The 16,454-nt window shown below is 67.0% G+C and carries 22 protein-coding genes; 7 read left to right on the top strand and 15 right to left on the bottom strand.

Translation table 11 applies throughout. The features are described 5' to 3' along the window. Positions 1 to 29 precede the first annotated feature (29 nt). The gene (locus AC5Y36_RS19720) at positions 30 to 398 is read right to left on the bottom strand and encodes a DUF4189 domain-containing protein (protein ID WP_500042639.1); all 369 of its coding nucleotides are present in this window, start codon (positions 396 to 398) and stop codon (positions 30 to 32) included. Between the two features lie 29 nt (positions 399 to 427). Further along, on the bottom strand, positions 428 to 1,141 hold the full coding sequence (locus AC5Y36_RS19715; protein ID WP_500042638.1) for an LppX_LprAFG lipoprotein: 714 nt from the start codon (positions 1,139 to 1,141) through the stop codon (positions 428 to 430). 358 nt (positions 1,142 to 1,499) lie between these two features. Here AC5Y36_RS19715 and AC5Y36_RS19710 point away from each other — a divergent pair, with 358 nt between their 5' ends. After that, positions 1,500 to 1,691 carry a hypothetical protein gene (locus tag AC5Y36_RS19710; RefSeq protein WP_500042637.1) on the top strand — a complete coding sequence of 64 codons (192 nt, stop codon included), beginning with the start codon at positions 1,500 to 1,502 and terminating at the stop codon, positions 1,689 to 1,691. A gap of 86 nt (positions 1,692 to 1,777) precedes the next feature. On the opposite strand, the gene AC5Y36_RS19705 is transcribed toward AC5Y36_RS19710, so the two are convergent. From AC5Y36_RS19705 to AC5Y36_RS19680, 6 genes are all read right to left on the bottom strand, one after another. Continuing rightward, the gene (locus tag AC5Y36_RS19705; protein ID WP_500042636.1) at positions 1,778 to 2,641 is read right to left on the bottom strand and encodes an SDR family oxidoreductase; all 864 of its coding nucleotides are present in this window, start codon (positions 2,639 to 2,641) and stop codon (positions 1,778 to 1,780) included. 39 nt (positions 2,642 to 2,680) lie between these two features. Then, positions 2,681 to 4,057: an aldehyde dehydrogenase family protein gene (locus tag AC5Y36_RS19700; protein ID WP_500042635.1), complete on the bottom strand. Its 1,377-nt coding sequence runs from the start codon at positions 4,055 to 4,057 to the stop codon at positions 2,681 to 2,683. A 73-nt stretch (positions 4,058 to 4,130) separates the two neighbouring features. Next, positions 4,131 to 5,066, bottom strand: a complete 936-nt coding sequence (locus tag AC5Y36_RS19695; RefSeq protein WP_500042634.1) for a class I SAM-dependent methyltransferase — start codon at positions 5,064 to 5,066, stop codon at positions 4,131 to 4,133. Positions 5,067 to 5,084: 18 nt separating this feature from the next. After that, positions 5,085 to 6,023: an SAM-dependent methyltransferase gene (locus AC5Y36_RS19690; RefSeq protein ID WP_500042633.1), complete on the bottom strand. Its 939-nt coding sequence runs from the start codon at positions 6,021 to 6,023 to the stop codon at positions 5,085 to 5,087. 55 nt (positions 6,024 to 6,078) lie between these two features. After that, positions 6,079 to 6,723 carry a TetR/AcrR family transcriptional regulator gene (locus AC5Y36_RS19685; RefSeq protein ID WP_500042632.1) on the bottom strand — a complete coding sequence of 215 codons (645 nt, stop codon included), beginning with the start codon at positions 6,721 to 6,723 and terminating at the stop codon, positions 6,079 to 6,081. Between the two features lie 64 nt (positions 6,724 to 6,787). Beyond that, positions 6,788 to 7,045 (bottom strand): ferredoxin, encoded by a 258-nt coding sequence (locus tag AC5Y36_RS19680; protein WP_500042631.1) that lies wholly within the window; start codon positions 7,043 to 7,045, stop codon positions 6,788 to 6,790. Positions 7,046 to 7,075: 30 nt separating this feature from the next. On the opposite strand from AC5Y36_RS19680, the gene AC5Y36_RS19675 reads away from it, so the two are divergent. Further along, positions 7,076 to 7,639 (top strand): TetR/AcrR family transcriptional regulator, encoded by a 564-nt coding sequence (locus tag AC5Y36_RS19675; protein WP_500042630.1) that lies wholly within the window; start codon positions 7,076 to 7,078, stop codon positions 7,637 to 7,639. On the opposite strand, the gene AC5Y36_RS19670 is transcribed toward AC5Y36_RS19675, so the two are convergent. Together AC5Y36_RS19670 and AC5Y36_RS19665 are read right to left on the bottom strand one after the other, a co-directional pair. Further along, complete coding sequence (locus tag AC5Y36_RS19670; protein ID WP_500042629.1) at positions 7,592 to 8,599, bottom strand: pirin family protein; 1,008 nt, start codon at positions 8,597 to 8,599, stop codon at positions 7,592 to 7,594. The genes AC5Y36_RS19675 and AC5Y36_RS19670 overlap by 48 nt on opposite strands. An 86-nt stretch (positions 8,600 to 8,685) precedes the next feature. Further along, the gene (locus AC5Y36_RS19665; RefSeq protein ID WP_500042628.1) at positions 8,686 to 9,621 is read right to left on the bottom strand and encodes a DNA-3-methyladenine glycosylase family protein; all 936 of its coding nucleotides are present in this window, start codon (positions 9,619 to 9,621) and stop codon (positions 8,686 to 8,688) included. A gap of 54 nt (positions 9,622 to 9,675) precedes the next feature. Here AC5Y36_RS19665 and AC5Y36_RS19660 point away from each other — a divergent pair, with 54 nt between their 5' ends. Further along, the gene (locus tag AC5Y36_RS19660) at positions 9,676 to 10,083 is read left to right on the top strand and encodes a nuclear transport factor 2 family protein (RefSeq protein ID WP_500042627.1); all 408 of its coding nucleotides are present in this window, start codon (positions 9,676 to 9,678) and stop codon (positions 10,081 to 10,083) included. Here the strand turns inward: AC5Y36_RS19660 and AC5Y36_RS19655 are convergent. Then, positions 10,064 to 10,444, bottom strand: a complete 381-nt coding sequence (locus tag AC5Y36_RS19655; RefSeq protein WP_500042626.1) for a DUF427 domain-containing protein — start codon at positions 10,442 to 10,444, stop codon at positions 10,064 to 10,066. The genes AC5Y36_RS19660 and AC5Y36_RS19655 overlap by 20 nt on opposite strands. A gap of 270 nt (positions 10,445 to 10,714) precedes the next feature. Here AC5Y36_RS19655 and AC5Y36_RS19650 point away from each other — a divergent pair, with 270 nt between their 5' ends. After that, positions 10,715 to 11,398, top strand: coding sequence for a hypothetical protein (locus tag AC5Y36_RS19650; protein WP_500042625.1), 684 nt, complete (start codon positions 10,715 to 10,717; stop codon positions 11,396 to 11,398). 7 nt (positions 11,399 to 11,405) lie between these two features. Here the strand turns inward: AC5Y36_RS19650 and AC5Y36_RS19645 are convergent, their stop codons facing one another. Both AC5Y36_RS19645 and AC5Y36_RS19640 read right to left on the bottom strand, forming a co-directional pair. After that, complete coding sequence (locus tag AC5Y36_RS19645) at positions 11,406 to 12,407, bottom strand: NAD-dependent epimerase/dehydratase family protein (protein WP_500042624.1); 1,002 nt, start codon at positions 12,405 to 12,407, stop codon at positions 11,406 to 11,408. Then, positions 12,404 to 12,904 carry a nuclear transport factor 2 family protein gene (locus tag AC5Y36_RS19640; protein WP_500042623.1) on the bottom strand — a complete coding sequence of 167 codons (501 nt, stop codon included), beginning with the start codon at positions 12,902 to 12,904 and terminating at the stop codon, positions 12,404 to 12,406. Before AC5Y36_RS19640 ends, AC5Y36_RS19645 begins: the two co-directional genes overlap by 4 nt. A gap of 91 nt (positions 12,905 to 12,995) precedes the next feature. Here AC5Y36_RS19640 and msrA point away from each other — a divergent pair, with 91 nt between their 5' ends. Next, the gene (gene msrA, locus AC5Y36_RS19635; RefSeq protein WP_500042622.1) at positions 12,996 to 13,499 is read left to right on the top strand and encodes a peptide-methionine (S)-S-oxide reductase MsrA; all 504 of its coding nucleotides are present in this window, start codon (positions 12,996 to 12,998) and stop codon (positions 13,497 to 13,499) included. 84 nt (positions 13,500 to 13,583) lie between these two features. Here the strand turns inward: msrA and AC5Y36_RS19630 are convergent, their stop codons facing one another. Further along, entirely contained in the window at positions 13,584 to 14,042 is a 459-nt protein-coding gene (locus AC5Y36_RS19630; protein WP_500042621.1) for a PaaI family thioesterase, read from the bottom strand. A gap of 10 nt (positions 14,043 to 14,052) precedes the next feature. After that, the gene (locus tag AC5Y36_RS19625; protein ID WP_500042620.1) at positions 14,053 to 15,387 is read right to left on the bottom strand and encodes a cytochrome P450; all 1,335 of its coding nucleotides are present in this window, start codon (positions 15,385 to 15,387) and stop codon (positions 14,053 to 14,055) included. Positions 15,388 to 15,571: 184 nt separating this feature from the next. Here AC5Y36_RS19625 and AC5Y36_RS19620 point away from each other — a divergent pair, with 184 nt between their 5' ends. Together AC5Y36_RS19620 and AC5Y36_RS19615 are read left to right on the top strand one after the other, a co-directional pair. Continuing rightward, entirely contained in the window at positions 15,572 to 16,177 is a 606-nt protein-coding gene (locus AC5Y36_RS19620) for a TetR/AcrR family transcriptional regulator (RefSeq protein WP_500042619.1), read from the top strand. A gap of 23 nt (positions 16,178 to 16,200) precedes the next feature. Next, the gene (locus AC5Y36_RS19615; protein WP_500042618.1) at positions 16,201 to 16,413 is read left to right on the top strand and encodes a TOBE domain-containing protein; all 213 of its coding nucleotides are present in this window, start codon (positions 16,201 to 16,203) and stop codon (positions 16,411 to 16,413) included. Positions 16,414 to 16,454: the final 41 nt, after the last annotated feature.

The following is a 16,454-nucleotide window of genomic DNA, read 5'->3' as shown; positions in this document are numbered from 1 at the left end:
GGCGCCCGCTGTCGCGGACGCCGGCCTGCTCAGTTGCAGCCCCAGGTGGCGATCCAGCTGCCGGGCAGCCGGCCCATCGCATCGTTCATCGCCGCAGACAGGGTGGATCCGTATCCGCCCTGATAGGAGGTGCTGTTCTCGGCGACCGCACCGCATTCACGGAAGGTGGTCAGCGGCTTGCAGTCGCGGTAGCCGCAGTAGTTGACCGCGACCTGCTCCGCTCGGGAGCTGCTCGATGAGTTCACCACTCGCCCCCAGGCGCCGTTGGAGGAGTAGGCGATCGCCCCCCAGTAGTTGGCGGCCTCGGCCGCCGGGGCTACCGCGACGCTCAGCGCCGCCGCCGCTGCGGCGCTGAGCGCACCAGCCGCAAGTTTTCGTCGAAGAACTCCGGCGCTCATCGTGATCCTTTCGTCGGTGAGCACGTGCATCACATCTGGGGCTTGGTAGCGCTGACCTGCTTGCCCCACTCCGACAGAGTCAGGGTCACGCTGGCGTCGTTGGCCGGGGAGACCTGAGCCTGGACCAGATGGTTGGGCGCATCGGTGGCGATCCACACCGTGGTGGGCACGGTCTGCTCCTGCTCCGGGGACAACCGCGATCCGGCCAGCTTGGCGATGTCACTCGAGGACGAGGTCCCGGTCACCTTGGTGGTGGAGACGCCGTTGATCTCTTCGGTTCCGGCTTCCTTGGGGTCCTTCAGGTTGGTGAGCACATTGGCCAGCCCGGCCTTGTCGTCCAGCAGCGTCGAGACGTCGTAGATCGACGCGCCGTCACCGAAGTCGGTGTATTTGCCACCCGGGTCAGCGATGTCGGAGTACAGCCGGCCGTCGACGTAGACGAACTTGGCGTCCACCGTCGTTTGTCCGAGCTTCATCGTCGCGGTGCCATTGGCGGCCGACTGCGGCTTGTTGGTCACGTCACCCTCGAGCTTGTCCACCGCCATATTGGGCACGTCGCCCTGGGTGACCAGGTTCAGGTGCACACCGGTGACGCTGCGCATGTCGTCGGCGGCTTGCTTGACCAGATTCGCGGCGGCGGTGTCCACCCCGCCTTCGGAGCCGCCCTTGTCGCAGCCGGAGAGCCCGAGTACGGCGACCATCAGGGCCGCGGCAGCGACACCGGTACGAGACCGGAACTTCATACACAATCTCCTTCGTTGGGCCGCGGCACGATGACCGCGGGCAACCTCATCTGAGGGTGAGCAACGAAATCCTAACCTGGCCGGAGCGGGTCCATTTTCACTTTGTCGACCGCCCCGGCCCAGCCCCACCGGCGCGGGGACCGAACGACGCCGACGGACCGGATCCAGCACACAACGCAGCAATGCTTCGGTTTTAATCAAGCCAGGTGGTTCGGGCATTTTCCCAGTTCGTCGACAGTACACCCCGCTTGCCGGAAGGATTGTTCAAAAATGTAGCGTTTAAACTGTTGCATTGCAGCGACTGCTGCGTTAGAGTCCTACACATACCAGGTTGGCCCCGCACCCAAGGAGAACCCCGATGAACCAGAAGACCTCCGCCACCGTTTTCGCCGGACTGGGCGCCCTCGTCGCCGGTGCCGCAGCAAAGCTCTTCACCGGGAAGCTCGACGACATGGCCCTGGCCTTCGAGGACGTTCTCGACGACGACTGGGGCGCCTCGGCCATCGCCGACCTGGACGCGGAACTCGCCCGGGAGCTGATCGCCGCCTAACCCCGCCGAGCAGACATAAAAGTGCCCCATTTCATCCGAAATGGGGCACTTTTATGTCTGCTCGGCGGGGACTAGCGCACGGGGAACTAGCCGACCGAGAAGGACGCCGGCTTGGCCGCCGACAGGTCGGTGACGGTCGACCACTGCGCGGCGACATCGTCGACCGACGGCGGGTTGTCGAAGTTGGCGCCGGCGTTCTCGAACAGCGCGGTCCGTTGCACCCGGCCGCCTCCGACGATGAACACCGAACCGGTCTCCGCGATCTCCTCGGTGCACAGGTAGCCCACCACCGGTGCCACGTACTCGGGCTTGAGCTTGGCCAACACCTCGGGCGGCAGGATGTCCTCGGTCATCCGGGTGGCCGCGATCGGGGCCAGCGCGTTGGCCTTGATGTTGTACTTGGCACCCTCGATGGCCAGCGTGTTGATCATCCCGACCAGGCCGAGTTTGGCCGCGCCGTAGTTGGCCTGCCCGAAGTTGCCGAACAGCCCACTGGTGGAGGTGGCCACCACCACCCGCCCGAAGCTCTGCTCACGGAAGTGCGGCCAGGCCGCCCGGACCACGTTGTATCCGCCGTAGAGGTGCACCTGCAGCACCGAGTTCCAGTTGTCGAACGTCATCTTGTGGAAGGTGCCGTCACGTAGGATGCCGGCGTTGCTGACCACGCCGTCGACCTTGCCGAACTCGTCGATCGCGGTCTTGATGATGTTGGCCGCACCGTCGGGGTCGGCGACGCTGTCGTAGTTGGCGACGGCGCGACCGCCCGCCTCCTTGATTTCGGAGACCACCTGGTCGGCCATGTTGTGTCCGGCTCCGGTGCCGTCGCGGGCGCCACCCAGGTCATTGACGACGACGCTGGCACCTTCCCGGGCCAGGGTCAGGGCGTATTCGCGGCCCAGCCCCCCACCGGCTCCGGTGACGACGATGACTCGGTCCTGCACTCCGGGCATGAGCTTCCTCTCTAGGGTTCTAGGTTCGTCGGGGCGCCGCTAGAACAGCCGGCGCGCCAATTTCCATGCCTTCTCTGTATACGGCGGGTAGATCATCTGGGATAAGTCGGGTCGGGTCGGCTTGGTCAACACGGACTTGCGATGGCTGAACTCCTCGAACCCCCACCGGCCGTGATAGGCGCCCATGCCGGATGGTCCGACGCCACCGAAGGGCAGCTTGGCAGTCGACACCTGGAACACCAGGTGGTTGACCAGCATGCCGCCCGAGGGCACCCGGCTGATCACCTTCTCCCGCACCGCGCGGGTCTTGGTGAACAGGTATGCCGCCAGCGGCTTGGGCCGCGCGTTGACGAAACTGATTGCATCGTCGACGGATCCGACGGAGATCACCGGCAGGATGGGGCCGAAGATCTCGTTGGTCATCAGCGCCTCAGCCGGGTCCGGGTCGACGACCACGGTCGGCTCGATCCGCAGCGTCGCGGCATCCGAACCGCCGCCGACCGCGACGGTACCGCTGGTGTTCGCCAAATAGCCGGTCAGCCGGTCGAATTGGCGCTGGTTGACGATGCGCATGCCGTGCGATTCATCGGACCTGAAGCCGGCGATCGCCTCGCTGATCTTGGTGACCAGCTGATCGCGGATGGTGGCATCGGCCAGGACGTAGTCGGGGGCGACGCAGGTCTGGCCCGAGTTCAGCAGCTTGGTCCAGGCGATGCGTTTGGCCGCGATGTCCAGGTCCGCGTCGGCGGCCACGATGCACGGACTCTTACCGCCCAGCTCCAGGGTCACCGGGGTCAGGTGTTCGGCGGCGCTGGCCATGATCTTGCGGCCGATCTCGGTACCGCCGGTGAACATCACCCGGTCGAAGCCCTGCGCGATCAGGTCCTGGCTGACCATGCCGTCGCCTTCGACCACCACGATCGCATCGGTGTCCAGGTAACGCGGCACCAGTTCTGCCATCAGTTGTGACGAGGCGGGCGCGATCTCAGATGGCTTGAGCACGACGGTGTTTCCGGCGGCGATCGCGCCGACCAGCGGTCCGAGGGTGAGGTAGAACGGGAAGTTCCAGGCCCCGATGATCAGCACCGTGCCGTAGGGCTCGTACTCCACCCAGCCGCGGCCGGGCAGCTGCGCCAGCTCGAGCAGCCGGTGCTTGCGCCGCATCCACTTCTTGACGTGCTTCGCCGCGTAGCGGGCCTCGGCGGCGGTGCCTGCGCTGTCGGCCAGCCACGCCTCGAACGGTTTGCGGTCGAGGTCGGCCTCGAGCGCTTCGGCGATCCTCGCCTCGTTCTCGTTCATCATCTGCTCGAGGCGGTTGAGCTGGGTGCGCCGCCACTGCACATCACGGGTCCGGCCCGTGGCAAATGTTTCGCGGAGCTTGGCGACGGTATTCGCGACGCCGGTAGTTGTGGTCATGAGTCCCATTCCTACCGTCGAACGGGACGAAATTCCATGCGATCCGGCAAATAGCGTGCGCTCGGCGGCGCGGCTACCGGCGCTCGGCGGTCACAAAATCAGCGAACGCGTCCCGGTCGTCGCCCATCGGCACCTCGGTCCAGCGGCCGAGTCGATGCATCTCGTCGAGTGAGTGCTGCGCGGTGGCCTGCCAGCCGTGGCCGTTGAGCCAGTCGACCACCACCGCCCGGTCCTCGTCGTGGTAGATCAGGTCCTGCACGTCGATGTTGCGCTCAATGCCCAGGTCGGCGGCCACCTTTTCGAACCGCTCCCGCATCGCCTGGCGCCGTTCATCGGCGTGGCTGGCCGCGGTTTCCGCGGCAATCCGGCTGCCTGGCGCACTCACGGCAGTGATCTGCTCGAACAGCCGGTCCTGGGCGTCACCAGGCAGGTACATCAGCAGTCCCTCGGCCAGCCAGGCCGTCGGGACGCCGGGGTCGAAGCCGGCACCACGCAGGGCGGCCGGCCAATCCTGCCGCAGATCGATCGGCACCGCGTGGCGCTGCGCGGACGGGCTCACCCCGTGCGCGGCCAACGTGTCGGACTTGTAGGCGAGGACCTTGGGCTGATCGATCTCGTACACCGTCGTCCCGGCCGGCCAGTCCAGCCGGTAGGCGCGCGAATCCAGCCCGGACGCCAGGATCACCACCTGGCGGATACCGGAGGCCACCGCGTCGGCGAAGAACGCGTCGAAGAAATGCGTACGTACCGCCTGATAGCCGCGCATGTGGTGGAAAACCGCGGCAACCTCTGGGTCGGCGGTCTCCACCTTGGCGACCATCGCGTCGTCCAGCATGGTTTCCCAGACGCCGGTGCCGGCGTCGGCCACCAGCAGCCGTGCGTACGGATCGTTGATCAACGGGTCGGCGCTGTCGGTTTCGCTGGCCCGGGCCACGGCCACCATCACCGCGGTCGTGCCCACGCTGCTGGCGATGTCCCAGGTGTCGTCGTGGGTGCGCTTCGAGCTCATCGGTTCACGTCCTTCTGATCAGCGCTCGCCGGTGAGCAGCGTGGGGGCACTGGTCTGATCGGAGAGGTCCTCGGGCACCGGCCGGCCCAGCCGGGCGGCTTCCTGGTGGCTGTCCACCTCCTGCACCCGCCATCCGTGGCGACCCAGTTGGTCCGCGGCCTCGGCCCGGTTGTCTTCGCGGTACACCAGCGCCTCGAGGTTGACGTCCAGGCCCAGGTGTTGCCGGAGCCTGGCCTGGCGCTCGCGAGACGCCCGGCGCCGCCGCCCGTCGGGGTTGAACGTCGCAGCGCCGAACGCTTCCACCGCGACCCGGCTGCCCGCCGCGCTCAACGCGCTGACCGTCTCGAACAACCGATCCTGGGCGTCGGCGGGAAGGTAGGGCAGCAACCCTTCGGCCAACCAGGCGGTGCGGTGCGCGGGATCGAAGCCTGCCTCGAGCAACGCGGCCGGCCAATCGCCGCGCAGGTCAACGGGAACCGGGCGCCGGGTCGCGGCCGGCGCCGCCGCGTCCAGCGTCTCCGCCTTGTAGGCCAACACCTCCGGCTGATCGATCTCATAGACCGTGCAACCCGACGGCCAGTCCAAGCGGTAAGCGCGTGAATCCAGGCCGGCGGCCAGAATCACCATCTGGCGGATACCCGCGGCCGCGGCATCAGCGAAGTAGGCGTCGAAGAAATGGGTCCGCACCGCTTGGTAGTTGCGCGCCAAATCGTTTACCCGACGGCCGTATTCGTCGTCGGCATCAAGCCAGTCGAGGCTGCCGGAAGCCAGTCGTGCCCAGGCCGGCCCGGCGGGCGAAACCAATTGCGCGGCAAACTCGTCGCGGATCAACGGGTCGGGCTGCGCGGTCTCCGCGGAGCGGCAGGCCGCCACCCACAGCGCCGTTGCCCCGACGCTCTCGGTGATTGCCCAGCTGTCGCCTTCGGTTCGGACCGAGGCCACGTCGTGATTACTCATCTCGGCGCCATGCTACCGAATAACTTAGCTGGTCTATGCGGTGCTGTGGCCTACATCACGCGCTGTTCTCGTTCAGCGTCCACAGGTCGTTGGCCAGCAGCCGCCGCAGATTGTCGGCGAGAGATTCCATCTCCTCATGGGTGCCGAGGAAGCCGGCGAAGAAGCCGACCCCCCACAGCACCGAGATCAGCATCTGCACCAACGAGGTTACGTCGGCGTCGGTAGTGAGCTCGCCGCTCTCGATGGCTTCGGTGACAACCGCGGTCAAGTACGCGCGGGAATTCAGCAACGATTCTTCCTCGACGAGCTGCAACTCGGGGTGCCTTTGCGCATCGAGTATCGCGGTAATCAGAAATGTCGCCGCCGATCGATCTTCATAATCGGCGTCGACCGCGGTGGAGATCATCGCGGAAATTCGACCGATAAACGTGCTTTCCCGCTGGCCCCGTTCCATTCCGGCCCGGATGGTCAGCTCAACGGTCTGGTCCACGACTTCCCGGAACAGCGCCCGCTTGCTGGGGAAATAGTGATTGATGGCGGGCCTGGTCAGGTCGGCGCGCGCGGCGATCGCCTGGAAGGTGGCCGCCTCATATCCGAGTTCGCCGAACACTTCACGGGCGGCCAGGACGATGCGTTTGCGGGTCTGGGCAGCCTTCGCCGCGGGGGGTCGCCCCGGGCCCCGACTCGCGATGTGCCGCATCAGAAAAGTGTGGCACACATCGGGCGGGCGCCCGTACGGCTTAGCAAACTAGACGGACGTCAACTCAGTCGTAGATTGTCAACGATTCGGTGGGGCAGTTCGCGACCGCCTGACGCACCCCTTCCACATCGGCTTCGGCGATCTCGTCGACGAGCACATGCGCCTGGCCGTCATCGCCGACTTCGAAGACGTCGGGAGCCGACACCTCACACATCCCGATACCGACACACTTGTCGCGGTTCACGGTGACCTTCATGTGATCACCGTAGATCAGCGGCGGGTCATCGCGGGTCAGGCACGGTGTCGAGGCGATCTCGGGCACCCGCAAGCCCGGGGGAACTACAGTTCGGCTATGGCGGCCCTCATCTCCCGCGAGGCGTACTTCGAGATCGGCGTCGAAGTGCTGTCCGACCTGGGCTATGGCGGACTGAAGCTGGCCGAAGTCTGCGGCCGGCTGGGCGTCACCACCGGATCCTTCTACCACTATTTCTCCAGCTGGTCGGCCTACACCGGGGCGTTGGTCAAGCATTGGCAGGAGGCGCTTACGTCCCGGATCGTCGAGGAGGTGCGGGCCGACCCCGACCCCCGCCGCCGGATCGACACCTTGATCCAGACCGGACTGGCACTGCCGCACGGCGCGGAGGCCGCGATCCGGGCGTGGAGTTCCGCCGACGCCAGGGTTCGTGGAATTCAGGCCGATGTCGACCGGCAGCGCTTCGACACCATGTACGAGGCAGCCTTCGAGATTCTGCAGAATGGGCGCGGGGCCCAGCTGTTCGCCGCCTGGGCGATCTATCTATTGGTCGGCTACGAACAGGTCGCCCTGCCCCGCGACAACGACGCACTGGCGTGGATCGCCGGGCAACTCCTAGAGGCCCTCGACTCCGGTCGCTTCGCCACGGCGCCTCCGGGGTAGATGCGGCATCAGCGCGTCAGGCGGGATGGTGCCGAAGGCCCCGGCCTGGTAATCCTCCAGCGCCTGGATCACCTCGGATTTGCTGTTCATCACGAACGGCCCGTAGTGGAAGACCGGCTCCCGGATCGGCCGCCCACCCAGCAGCAACACTTCCAGTGCCGGGCGGTGCGAGTCCTGCGTCGTGTCCGCCGCGACGGTGATCCGGTCGCCGGGTCCGAGCACGGCCAGCTGACCCTGATGGATCGGGTGCCCGATCGGCCCGACCGAACCCGCGCCCGACAACACGTACACCAACGCGTTGAAGTCCCGGTTCCACGGCAGATCCAGCCGTGCACCGGGCTGAATCGTTGTGTGCACCAGCGTGATCGGCGTGTGGGTGACACCGCGGCCGCGGTGCCCGTCGAGCTCTCCGGCGATGATGCGGACCAGCGCCCCGCCGTCGTCGGAGGTCAGCAACGTGACATCCTCGCCTTCGATGGACTGATACCGCGGCGCCGCGAACTTGTCGGACTTGGGCAGGTTCACCCACAGTTGGATGCCGTGGAAGACGCCACCGGTGTCGACCAGTTCGGCCGGCGGGGTCTCGATGTGCAGGATGCCCGAACCGGCCGTCATCCACTGCGTGGCGCCGTCGGTGATCAGACCACCACCACCATGGGAATCCTGGTGGGCGAATTGGCCGTCGATCATGTAGGTCACCGTTTCGAACCCACGGTGGGGATGCCAGTCCGTGCCCCGGGGCTGTCCGGGCGGGTAGTCCACCTCGCCCATCTGGTCCATGTGCACGAACGGATCCAGGTCCGCGGCGCGGACACCGGCGAACGCCCGCACCACCGGAAAGCCGAGTCCTTCGAATCCGCGCGGTCCGGTAGTGACCGATCGGACCGGTCGCTGGGTGTCGGCGGCAGCAGCCGGGCCCAGTCGGGGCAGGGTCAGGGTGTCTGCGGTTACCGCTGGCATAGGTACCTCCTCGTGTCGGAACTACCCGATATAACCGGACTGCGGTCCGATTATTCCGGAGGTCTGTCTGCACCGGGCCGGCCCGCTCACCGGGCCCGGATGTCCTGCACCTCCAGCCGGGGGCCCCGCCGCGGCCGCTTCGCCAACCCGCTGACCTCCAACAGGCGGGTAGCCCGGTGCCGGTGCGGTCGCAGCGGTTCAAGCAGTTCGAGCATGGTCGCGTCGTCGATCGGATGCCCCACCAGCGCTTGTCCGACCATGCCGGCCAGGTGATAGTCGCCGACCGATACGGCGTCGGGGTCCCCGAAGGCGCGCTGTGCGGTTTCGGCTGCCGTCCAGATCCCGACGCCGGGCAGCGACGTCAGCGCGTCGCGGGCCCGGGCCGACGGCCGGGTCGTCAGCCGCTCCAGCGCCGACGCCCGCTGCGCGCACCCCACGATGGTGCGGGCCCGGCCGGGGTCGACGTTGGCACGCTGGAATTCCCAGGACGGAATCCGCCACCACACCTCGGCGGCGGGCGGCACCCGCATCCGGGGCGGCGCCGGGCCCGGCGCCGGGCTGCCGTAGGCGGTGACCAGCGTGCGCCAGGACCGGAACGCGTCGGCGCCGGGCACCCGCTGCTCGATCACCGCCGGGATGAGGGCTTCCAGCACCCGCCCGGTGCGGCCCAGGCGCAGGTGCGGCAGCCGGCGGTAGGCGGCGGCGACCGTCGGTTCGCACGGCGCGAAGTCGGCGACGTCATCGTCGGCGCCCAGCAGCGCGGGCAGCGCGTCGAGGAACTCCTCGGCGCCGTCGCCCCAGGCCGCACAGTCGACGACGGTGGGTGCCGAACGCCGGATCCGCGCCGCTACCGGGCCGGAAACGAGCAGGCTGGTCCGCCAGATGGTGCCGTCGCTGAGCAGCTGAAAGCACGGGTCCAGCGGCCCTCGCCGCAGGGGCGCGAGAGTGAGCTCGGGGCTGGCCGGATGCGCGAACGTGAGCGTGCGCTCGCGCCTGGTCTGATCATCGATATCGGTGATCATAGGGATCGCGCGTTCGATTGACCGCGGTGTAGGTTCCGCGACAGGATGGCGCTGATGACGACGCCCTTCGACGACCCGCAGGCCGAGCTGGCCTGGATGTTCCTGCAGAACCTGTGCGATGGCGGGGATGTCGACGAAGCCTTCGCACTGCTCAGCGACGACTTCACCTACTGGAGCATCACCACCCGCGCCACCGTCGACAAACCGACGCTGCGCCGGATGGTCGAGCGCGGCAAAGAGACCGTCGAGATCACCTTGGACCTGATCCGCTGCGTCAACGAGGGCGAGAACGTCGTCGTCGAGGCCGAGGCCGACGGCGTCACCAACACCGGGATCCGTTACGACAGCCCGTTCGTGTTCATTTTCGACACCCGCGACGGCATGATCGTGTCGCTGCGCGAGTACAGCGACACCCGCCTGGCCGAGCAGGTGTTCGGGGTGGTCAGTCGGCCGTCACGCTGATTTCGGCCTTGTCCGGATAGAAGGCGAGGTGGTCGGCGATCGTCCCGACCGCCGGATACGGCTGCTCGTAGGTCCAGATGGCGTCCTCGACGGTGTGACCGGACGCGGTGGTCACTTGAAAGTAGCTGGCGTGCCCTTTGAACGGGCAATAGCTGGTGGTGTCGGTGCGGGCCAGCGCGGACTGGACGACGTCGCCGCGGGGAATGTATTGCACCGCGGGATACGTCGACTCCTGCAGGGTCAGTGCGGCATGCGTATCGGCGATGACCTCGCCACGCACCCGCACTTGGACCCGCCCGACCGTCGGCTCGATCGTGATCGGATGTTCAGCGGTTGGCTCTAGGACCGGTAGATCACTCATGGCAGCTCCTCACGCTCAGCAGATGCAACAGTGGATCGCGGTGAACATTCCCGGCGGGTCCCGGAACCCGGGCACCTTCGCAACTGCTGCCGAACGCTGGCCATCAGTGGACGCTAGTCGTATTCTCAGGTGTTATCCATGTTGACGATAAGTCAATTTGTCTGAGGACCTGGAGCGGGGGGGACCGCGGTGGAATCTACGGGGGGATTTCGTCGGATCGCTGTAGTGGCGCTGGCACTGGGACTCGGGGTGCTGACCCCGGCACCGTGGATGGCCAACGCCGCCGGCACCGGCCCAACGCCGCAGGACATCGACGTATGGCTGGCGAGCGCGGACATCGATATTTCGATCTGGGGCATGGACGTCTGGCACCAGGGCAACGCGACAGCCACGTCGGGTTTCGGAGACATGGCGATCGCCATCGGCGACGGCAGCAATGCCGCAGCGGGCGCCTCCTACCCCAATTTCCCTGGGTTGGGCGGTTGGGGCAATTTCGCATTCGCCAACGGCGATGGCAGCAGCGCCGAAGTCGTACCGGGCAGCACCCTCGGTTATGCCAGCGCCAGCGGTGACGGTAGCTCAGCCGAAGCCGGAGCCGGGTCCGGCGTCCTCGACTCCGCCAGTGCGTCCGGCACCGGCAGCAGTGCTGTGGCCAACTTCGGAAGCTTCAACCATGCCGTGGTCATTGGCGACCACAGCCAAGCATTCGCCGGCAGCCTCCCGCAAACCCACTTTTTCAACAACGACTTCGCCGGCGCGTTCGGCGACCATCTCACCGCGGACGCCACCGGCGCCAACAACCTGTTCGTGTGGGAGCCGTCCGCGGCGACGGACACAGCCACGGCCGCTCTTACCGCAGCCACACCCGACGACTTCGGCCTTTCTGATCTCCTGAACGACCTGGGACTGGGCGGCCTGACGCCGTGGCTGGACGGCCTGCTGAGCCTGTTCTGATTCCGGGTCAGCCCGGTCGTCTCGCGCCGCGCAGCGTCATCCAGAACCGCGCCGCCTCCCGGATGGACTCCTCGACCGGCCTGGGCTGCCAACCTAATTCGCGAACAGCTTTGCTGTGGTCGACGGGGGCCTCGGCCCGCATCATCCGCACCGAGGCCAGTGAGAGTTCGGCGTCCTTGCCGGTCACCCGGGCACGCAGGCTGCCGATCGCGGCCAGCCCATAGAGCATCGGCACCGAGATGGAGCGAGCGGGCGGCGCTACCCCGGCTTCGTCGGCGGCGACCTGCACCACCTCGCGCAGCGGAATCAGCTTCTCCGAGATCAGGTAGCGCTCACCGTTGCGTCCGCGGTCGGCGGCCAGGATCATGGCGCGGGCCGCGTCGTCGACCCCGACGACTTCCAGCTCGATGCCGTTCATGAAGAACGGCAGCCTGCCGTACACCGCGCCGGCGATGAACGCGCCGTGCGGGGTGCGGCCCCAGTCCCCGTCGCCATAGGTCGTCGACACGCACATCGCGACCGCCGGCAGTCCGGCCTCGGCGGCGTACCGCAGCACCATGTCCTCGGCCTGCACCCGGGATTTCACGTACGGCGTCAGTCCGCGCGGGTCGATGATGTCTTCCTCGGTGGCGACCCGACCGCGTCGCCGGCCCACCGTCGCGTAGCTGCTGGTGAAGACGAAGCGGCGCAGATCGGCGTCCGTCGCAACCTCGAGCACATTGCGCAGCCCGTCGACGTTGGTGCGGAACAGCGGCGACGGGTCACGCAGCCAGGCCCGGGTGTCGACGACGCAGTAGTACACGTCCGCGCAGCCGTCCATCGCCTCGCGCACGGTGGCGGTGTCGAAGACGTCGCCCTCGAACCGGGTGACCGCCAGGTCGTCGATGCTGCGGGTATTGGCGCCCGCGCGCACCATGACCCGGACCTCGGCGCCGGTGGCGACGAGTTCGCGGGTGACGTGGGAGCCCAGGAAGCCGTTGGCGCCGATCACCAGCACCGGCCGGCTCACGTCAGGCCACCGTACTGCTGCATCCAGCGGGCCGCCTCGTCGTCGAGGGTGCCCAGTTCGGCGGCTTTGCGGCACCACTTCATCGTGGCGGTCACGAACCGCAGCGGGTTGTAGATGTCTTCCTGGCGGCTCCACAACCCGTTACCGGCGTAGGTGATGATCGAGATGTTGGTGGCGCTGATGATGGTGCCGTCGCCGGGATCGACCATCGGGTTGTCCAGCTCGCAGATGATCCGGCCGGTGGACTCGTCGATCACCGACCATAGCGCCGGGAACTCGGTCATGTGGCTGCCCGGGAAGGTCGACATCGTCTTGCGGATCCAGGTGCGCACCTCGTCGCGGCCGTGCATCGTGCCCGCCGCGTGCTCGATGTACTCGACGTCGGGGGTGTAGTGCTGCACCCAGGCGTCCCAGTCTTTGGTTTCGGCGGCTCGTGCCACGGTCTGCTCGAATGTCTCGAATGCTGCGGCCAGCTCATCACGGGTGAATGCCTGCACGTCAAGAACTAGAACACGTTCTACCCGGGTTTGTCGAGGGTCGCCCGCGGCATAATCGAAGCAGGCGACCACTTCGGCAGCGAGGAGAACCATGACGAGCTACCGCACCGCGATCCTGGCCGGCGGCTGCTTCTGGGGCATGCAGGACCTAATCCGCAAGCAGCCCGGCGTCGTCTCCACCCGGGTCGGTTACTCCGGCGGAGATGTCGCAGGCGCCACCTACCGCAACCACGGCAGCCACGCCGAGGCCGTCGAGATCCGCTACGACCCGACCGTCACCGACTACCGGGCGCTGCTGGAGTTCTTCTTCCAGGTGCACGATCCGACCACGAAGAACCGGCAGGGCAACGACATCGGCACCAGCTACCGCTCGGCGATCTTCTACGTCGACGACGAGCAGAAGCGGATTGCGGAGGAGACCATCGCCGCGGTCGAGGCGTCCGGGCTGTGGCCGGGAACAGTGGTCACCGAGGTCAGCCCGGCCGGCGACTTCTGGGAGGCCGAGCCCGAGCATCAGGACTACCTGCAGCGCTTTCCGGGCGGCTACACCTGCCACTTCATCCGGCCGGACTGGAAACTGCCGGCATCGAGCTGAGCCCGCCGAGATTGCAGCCAGGTACGCATCCTCTTGCACTTCGCCTACCACGACGCAATCTCGCGGGTGCAACCGGTGGCGCGGCTACTTCCCGTGTGCGCGTAGCTGATAGAGCCCGCGGGTGGTGGCCACGGTGCGCCCCTCGGCGTCGGTCACCACGGCCTCCAGATTGAAGTCGGCCTTGCCCCGCTCGGCGGCTTCGGCTTCGACGCGGGCAATGGTGTCCTCGTCGAGCCGGGCTTCGGCGCGCAGTTGCGATCTGGCCATGCCGACGAACGCGATGTCGACGTTCTTCACCAGCGGGAAGTACTTGGCGCGGTCGAATGTGCTGAGCGCGATGACGCCGCCGAGAATCTCGGCGACGGTGAACTGCACCCCGGCGTACACCACACCGAAGTGGTTGCCGTTGCCCTCGGCCGGCACGGTGGCGGCGGCGAAGCCCCGGTCGGCCTCCACGACGCGAATACCCATCTGGTGCGCGGTCGGGATGGTGTGTTGCATCCCGGCGTTCATCATGTCGAGAACTTCGCCGTGGTTGGTCATGGCCCCGATCCTAACGGCGACGCACGACGATCCGGCCGCCGTCCTTCGGGGTGAACGCGATACCGCGCGAATGCCACTTCTCACCGGGCGCCAGCGTCGTCTGGATGGTGAAGTGCCGCAGTACCGTTCGCAGCACCACATCCATCTCGACATTCGCGAACGCCGCACCCGGGCACCGCCGGGTTCCGCCGCCGAACGGAATCCACGCGAACGGCACCTTGGCCCCCATGAACCGCTTCGGGTCGAACTGGCCGGGATCGGGGAATGCGTCGGCATTGGCATGGATTTGGGAAATGCTGACGATGATCGAGTAGTCGCGCGGGACCGCCCAGTCGCCCAGCTCGTAGACCGGCGCGTTGACATGCCGTCCGGCGAAGTCGATGACGGTCCGGTTGCGCTGCACCTCCAGAATCGTCGCCTGGCGCAAGTCGTTCCCATCGGTTGCGGCCTCGGCGACCAGCGCCGAAAGCAGCTCGGGATGGCGGCTGATCCGTTCGAACACCCAGCCCAGGGTGGACGCGGTGGTTTCGTGTCCCGCGGCCAGGAAGGTCAGCAGTTCGTCCCCGATATCGCTGCGGGACATCGCCGAACCGTCTTCGTAGCTGCTGCGCAGCAGGATGGTGAGCACGTCGGAGCGCTGCTCGAAATCGGGGTCCGCCCGCACTACTTCGATCAGTCGGTCCAGCACGACTTCGTAGCGGCGCCGCCACTCGGCCACCCGTCCCCACGGGGTGTAACGGCCGTAGGTGCGCGGCGGCTTGGGCATGGTCGCCAATCGCGACCCCAGGGTCACCCAAGGCGGGATGATCTCCCGTAGGTCGTCCAGGTCCGCGCCTTCGGCGCCGAACACCGCACGCAGGATGACGTTGAGCGTCACCCGCATCATCGGTTCCAGGGTGGCGAACTCCTTGCCCTCGGGCCAGCTGGCGGCCTCGCGCAGGGTTTCCTCTTCGATGATCTGCTCGTAGTTCTTGACGCTCTTGCCGTGAAACGGCGGCGCCAGCAGGCGGCGGCGACGACGATGCTCCTCGCCGTCGAGGGCGAACACCGAGCCCGGCCCCAGCAGTCGGCTCAGGTTGGGCTGGATGTTGCCCAGCACCTCCGGGCTGGTGGTGAAGATCTGCTTGGCCAACTGAGGGTCGGTGACCATCACCAGGCGACCGAACATCGGCAGCTTCAGCGTGAACGCACTGCCGTATCGGCGGGTCAGCCATTGCACGGTTTGCCGGCGGAACAGCACGAAGACCGCGCCCAGCAGCGGCGTGGGAATCCGCGGTGCCGGCGGTAGCCGAACCTCGGGCGGTGCTGTCACGTTATGCGTATCGAGACTGACCACTTCGCTCATGACGCTCCCAACAGACGTGTGGTACTGCTCTGTACCACCGGGTTACCCGGTACGGTACTCTTGAGTACCAGAGCTGGCAAGGGTGAAGTGGTGCGACGATGCAGTGGCATGCGATGAGAGGAGCGGCGCCCATGACCCGCGCCGGCGACGATGCAGAGCGCAGCGATGAGGAGGAGCGGCGCCCATGACGGCAGTGGCTGATCCCGCGGCACCGGCCGGCGTCGACCCGTTTCGCCAGCGGCTGCTCGACGGCCTGACCGAGTCGATCGGCGAGCGCGGCTACCGCGCCACCACAGTGGCCGATATCGTCCGCGCGGCGCGCACCTCAAAACGCACTTTCTACGATCAGTTCACCAGCAAGGAGGAATGTTTCCTCGAGTTGCTGCGGGCCAACAACGAGCAGCTCCGCGAAGAGTTGCGGGCGGCCATCGATCCCGAGGCCGACTGGCATGACCAGATTCGTCAGGCGGTTCACGCCTACGTCGCCAGCATCGCCGCCCACCCGGGGATCACGCTGAGCTGGATCCGCGAGCTGCCCTCGCTGGGCGCCGTCGCGCGCCCGGTCCAACGCCAGGGACTGCAGCTGTTGACCGATCTGCTGGTCGACCTCAGCGGCAGCCCGGGTTTCCAGCGCGCCGGCCTGCCCCGGCTGACGCCGGCACTGGCGGTCATTCTGTTGGGCGGCCTGCGGGAGCTGACCGCACTTGCGGTCGAGGACGGACGCGATATCCGCGAAATCGTCGATCCGGCGACCGATGCCTCGATTGCGCTGTTGGGCCCACGGCGCTGACCACCGATTATTAGGCTCAGCGTATGCGGCTATCCACTCGAAACCAGCTCAAAGGAACCATTTCCGAGGTCGACGTCGGCGCGGTCATGGCGATCGTGAAGGTTCGGCTCGACGGTGGTGATCAGGTGATCACCTCCTCGGTCACCAAGGACGCGGCGGAAAACCTCGGCCTGACGGTCGGCCAGCCCGCGACGGTGTTCATCAAGTCCACCGAGGTGACCATCGGCGTCGAGTGACCCCTCCCGCCGAGCAGACGCAAAAGTGCCATTCCCGGTGG

The organism is Mycobacterium sp. NGS50 (genome assembly GCF_059812545.1).
Note: the sequence above shows the minus strand (reverse complement) of the source record. Positions and strands in the feature narration are given on the sequence as shown.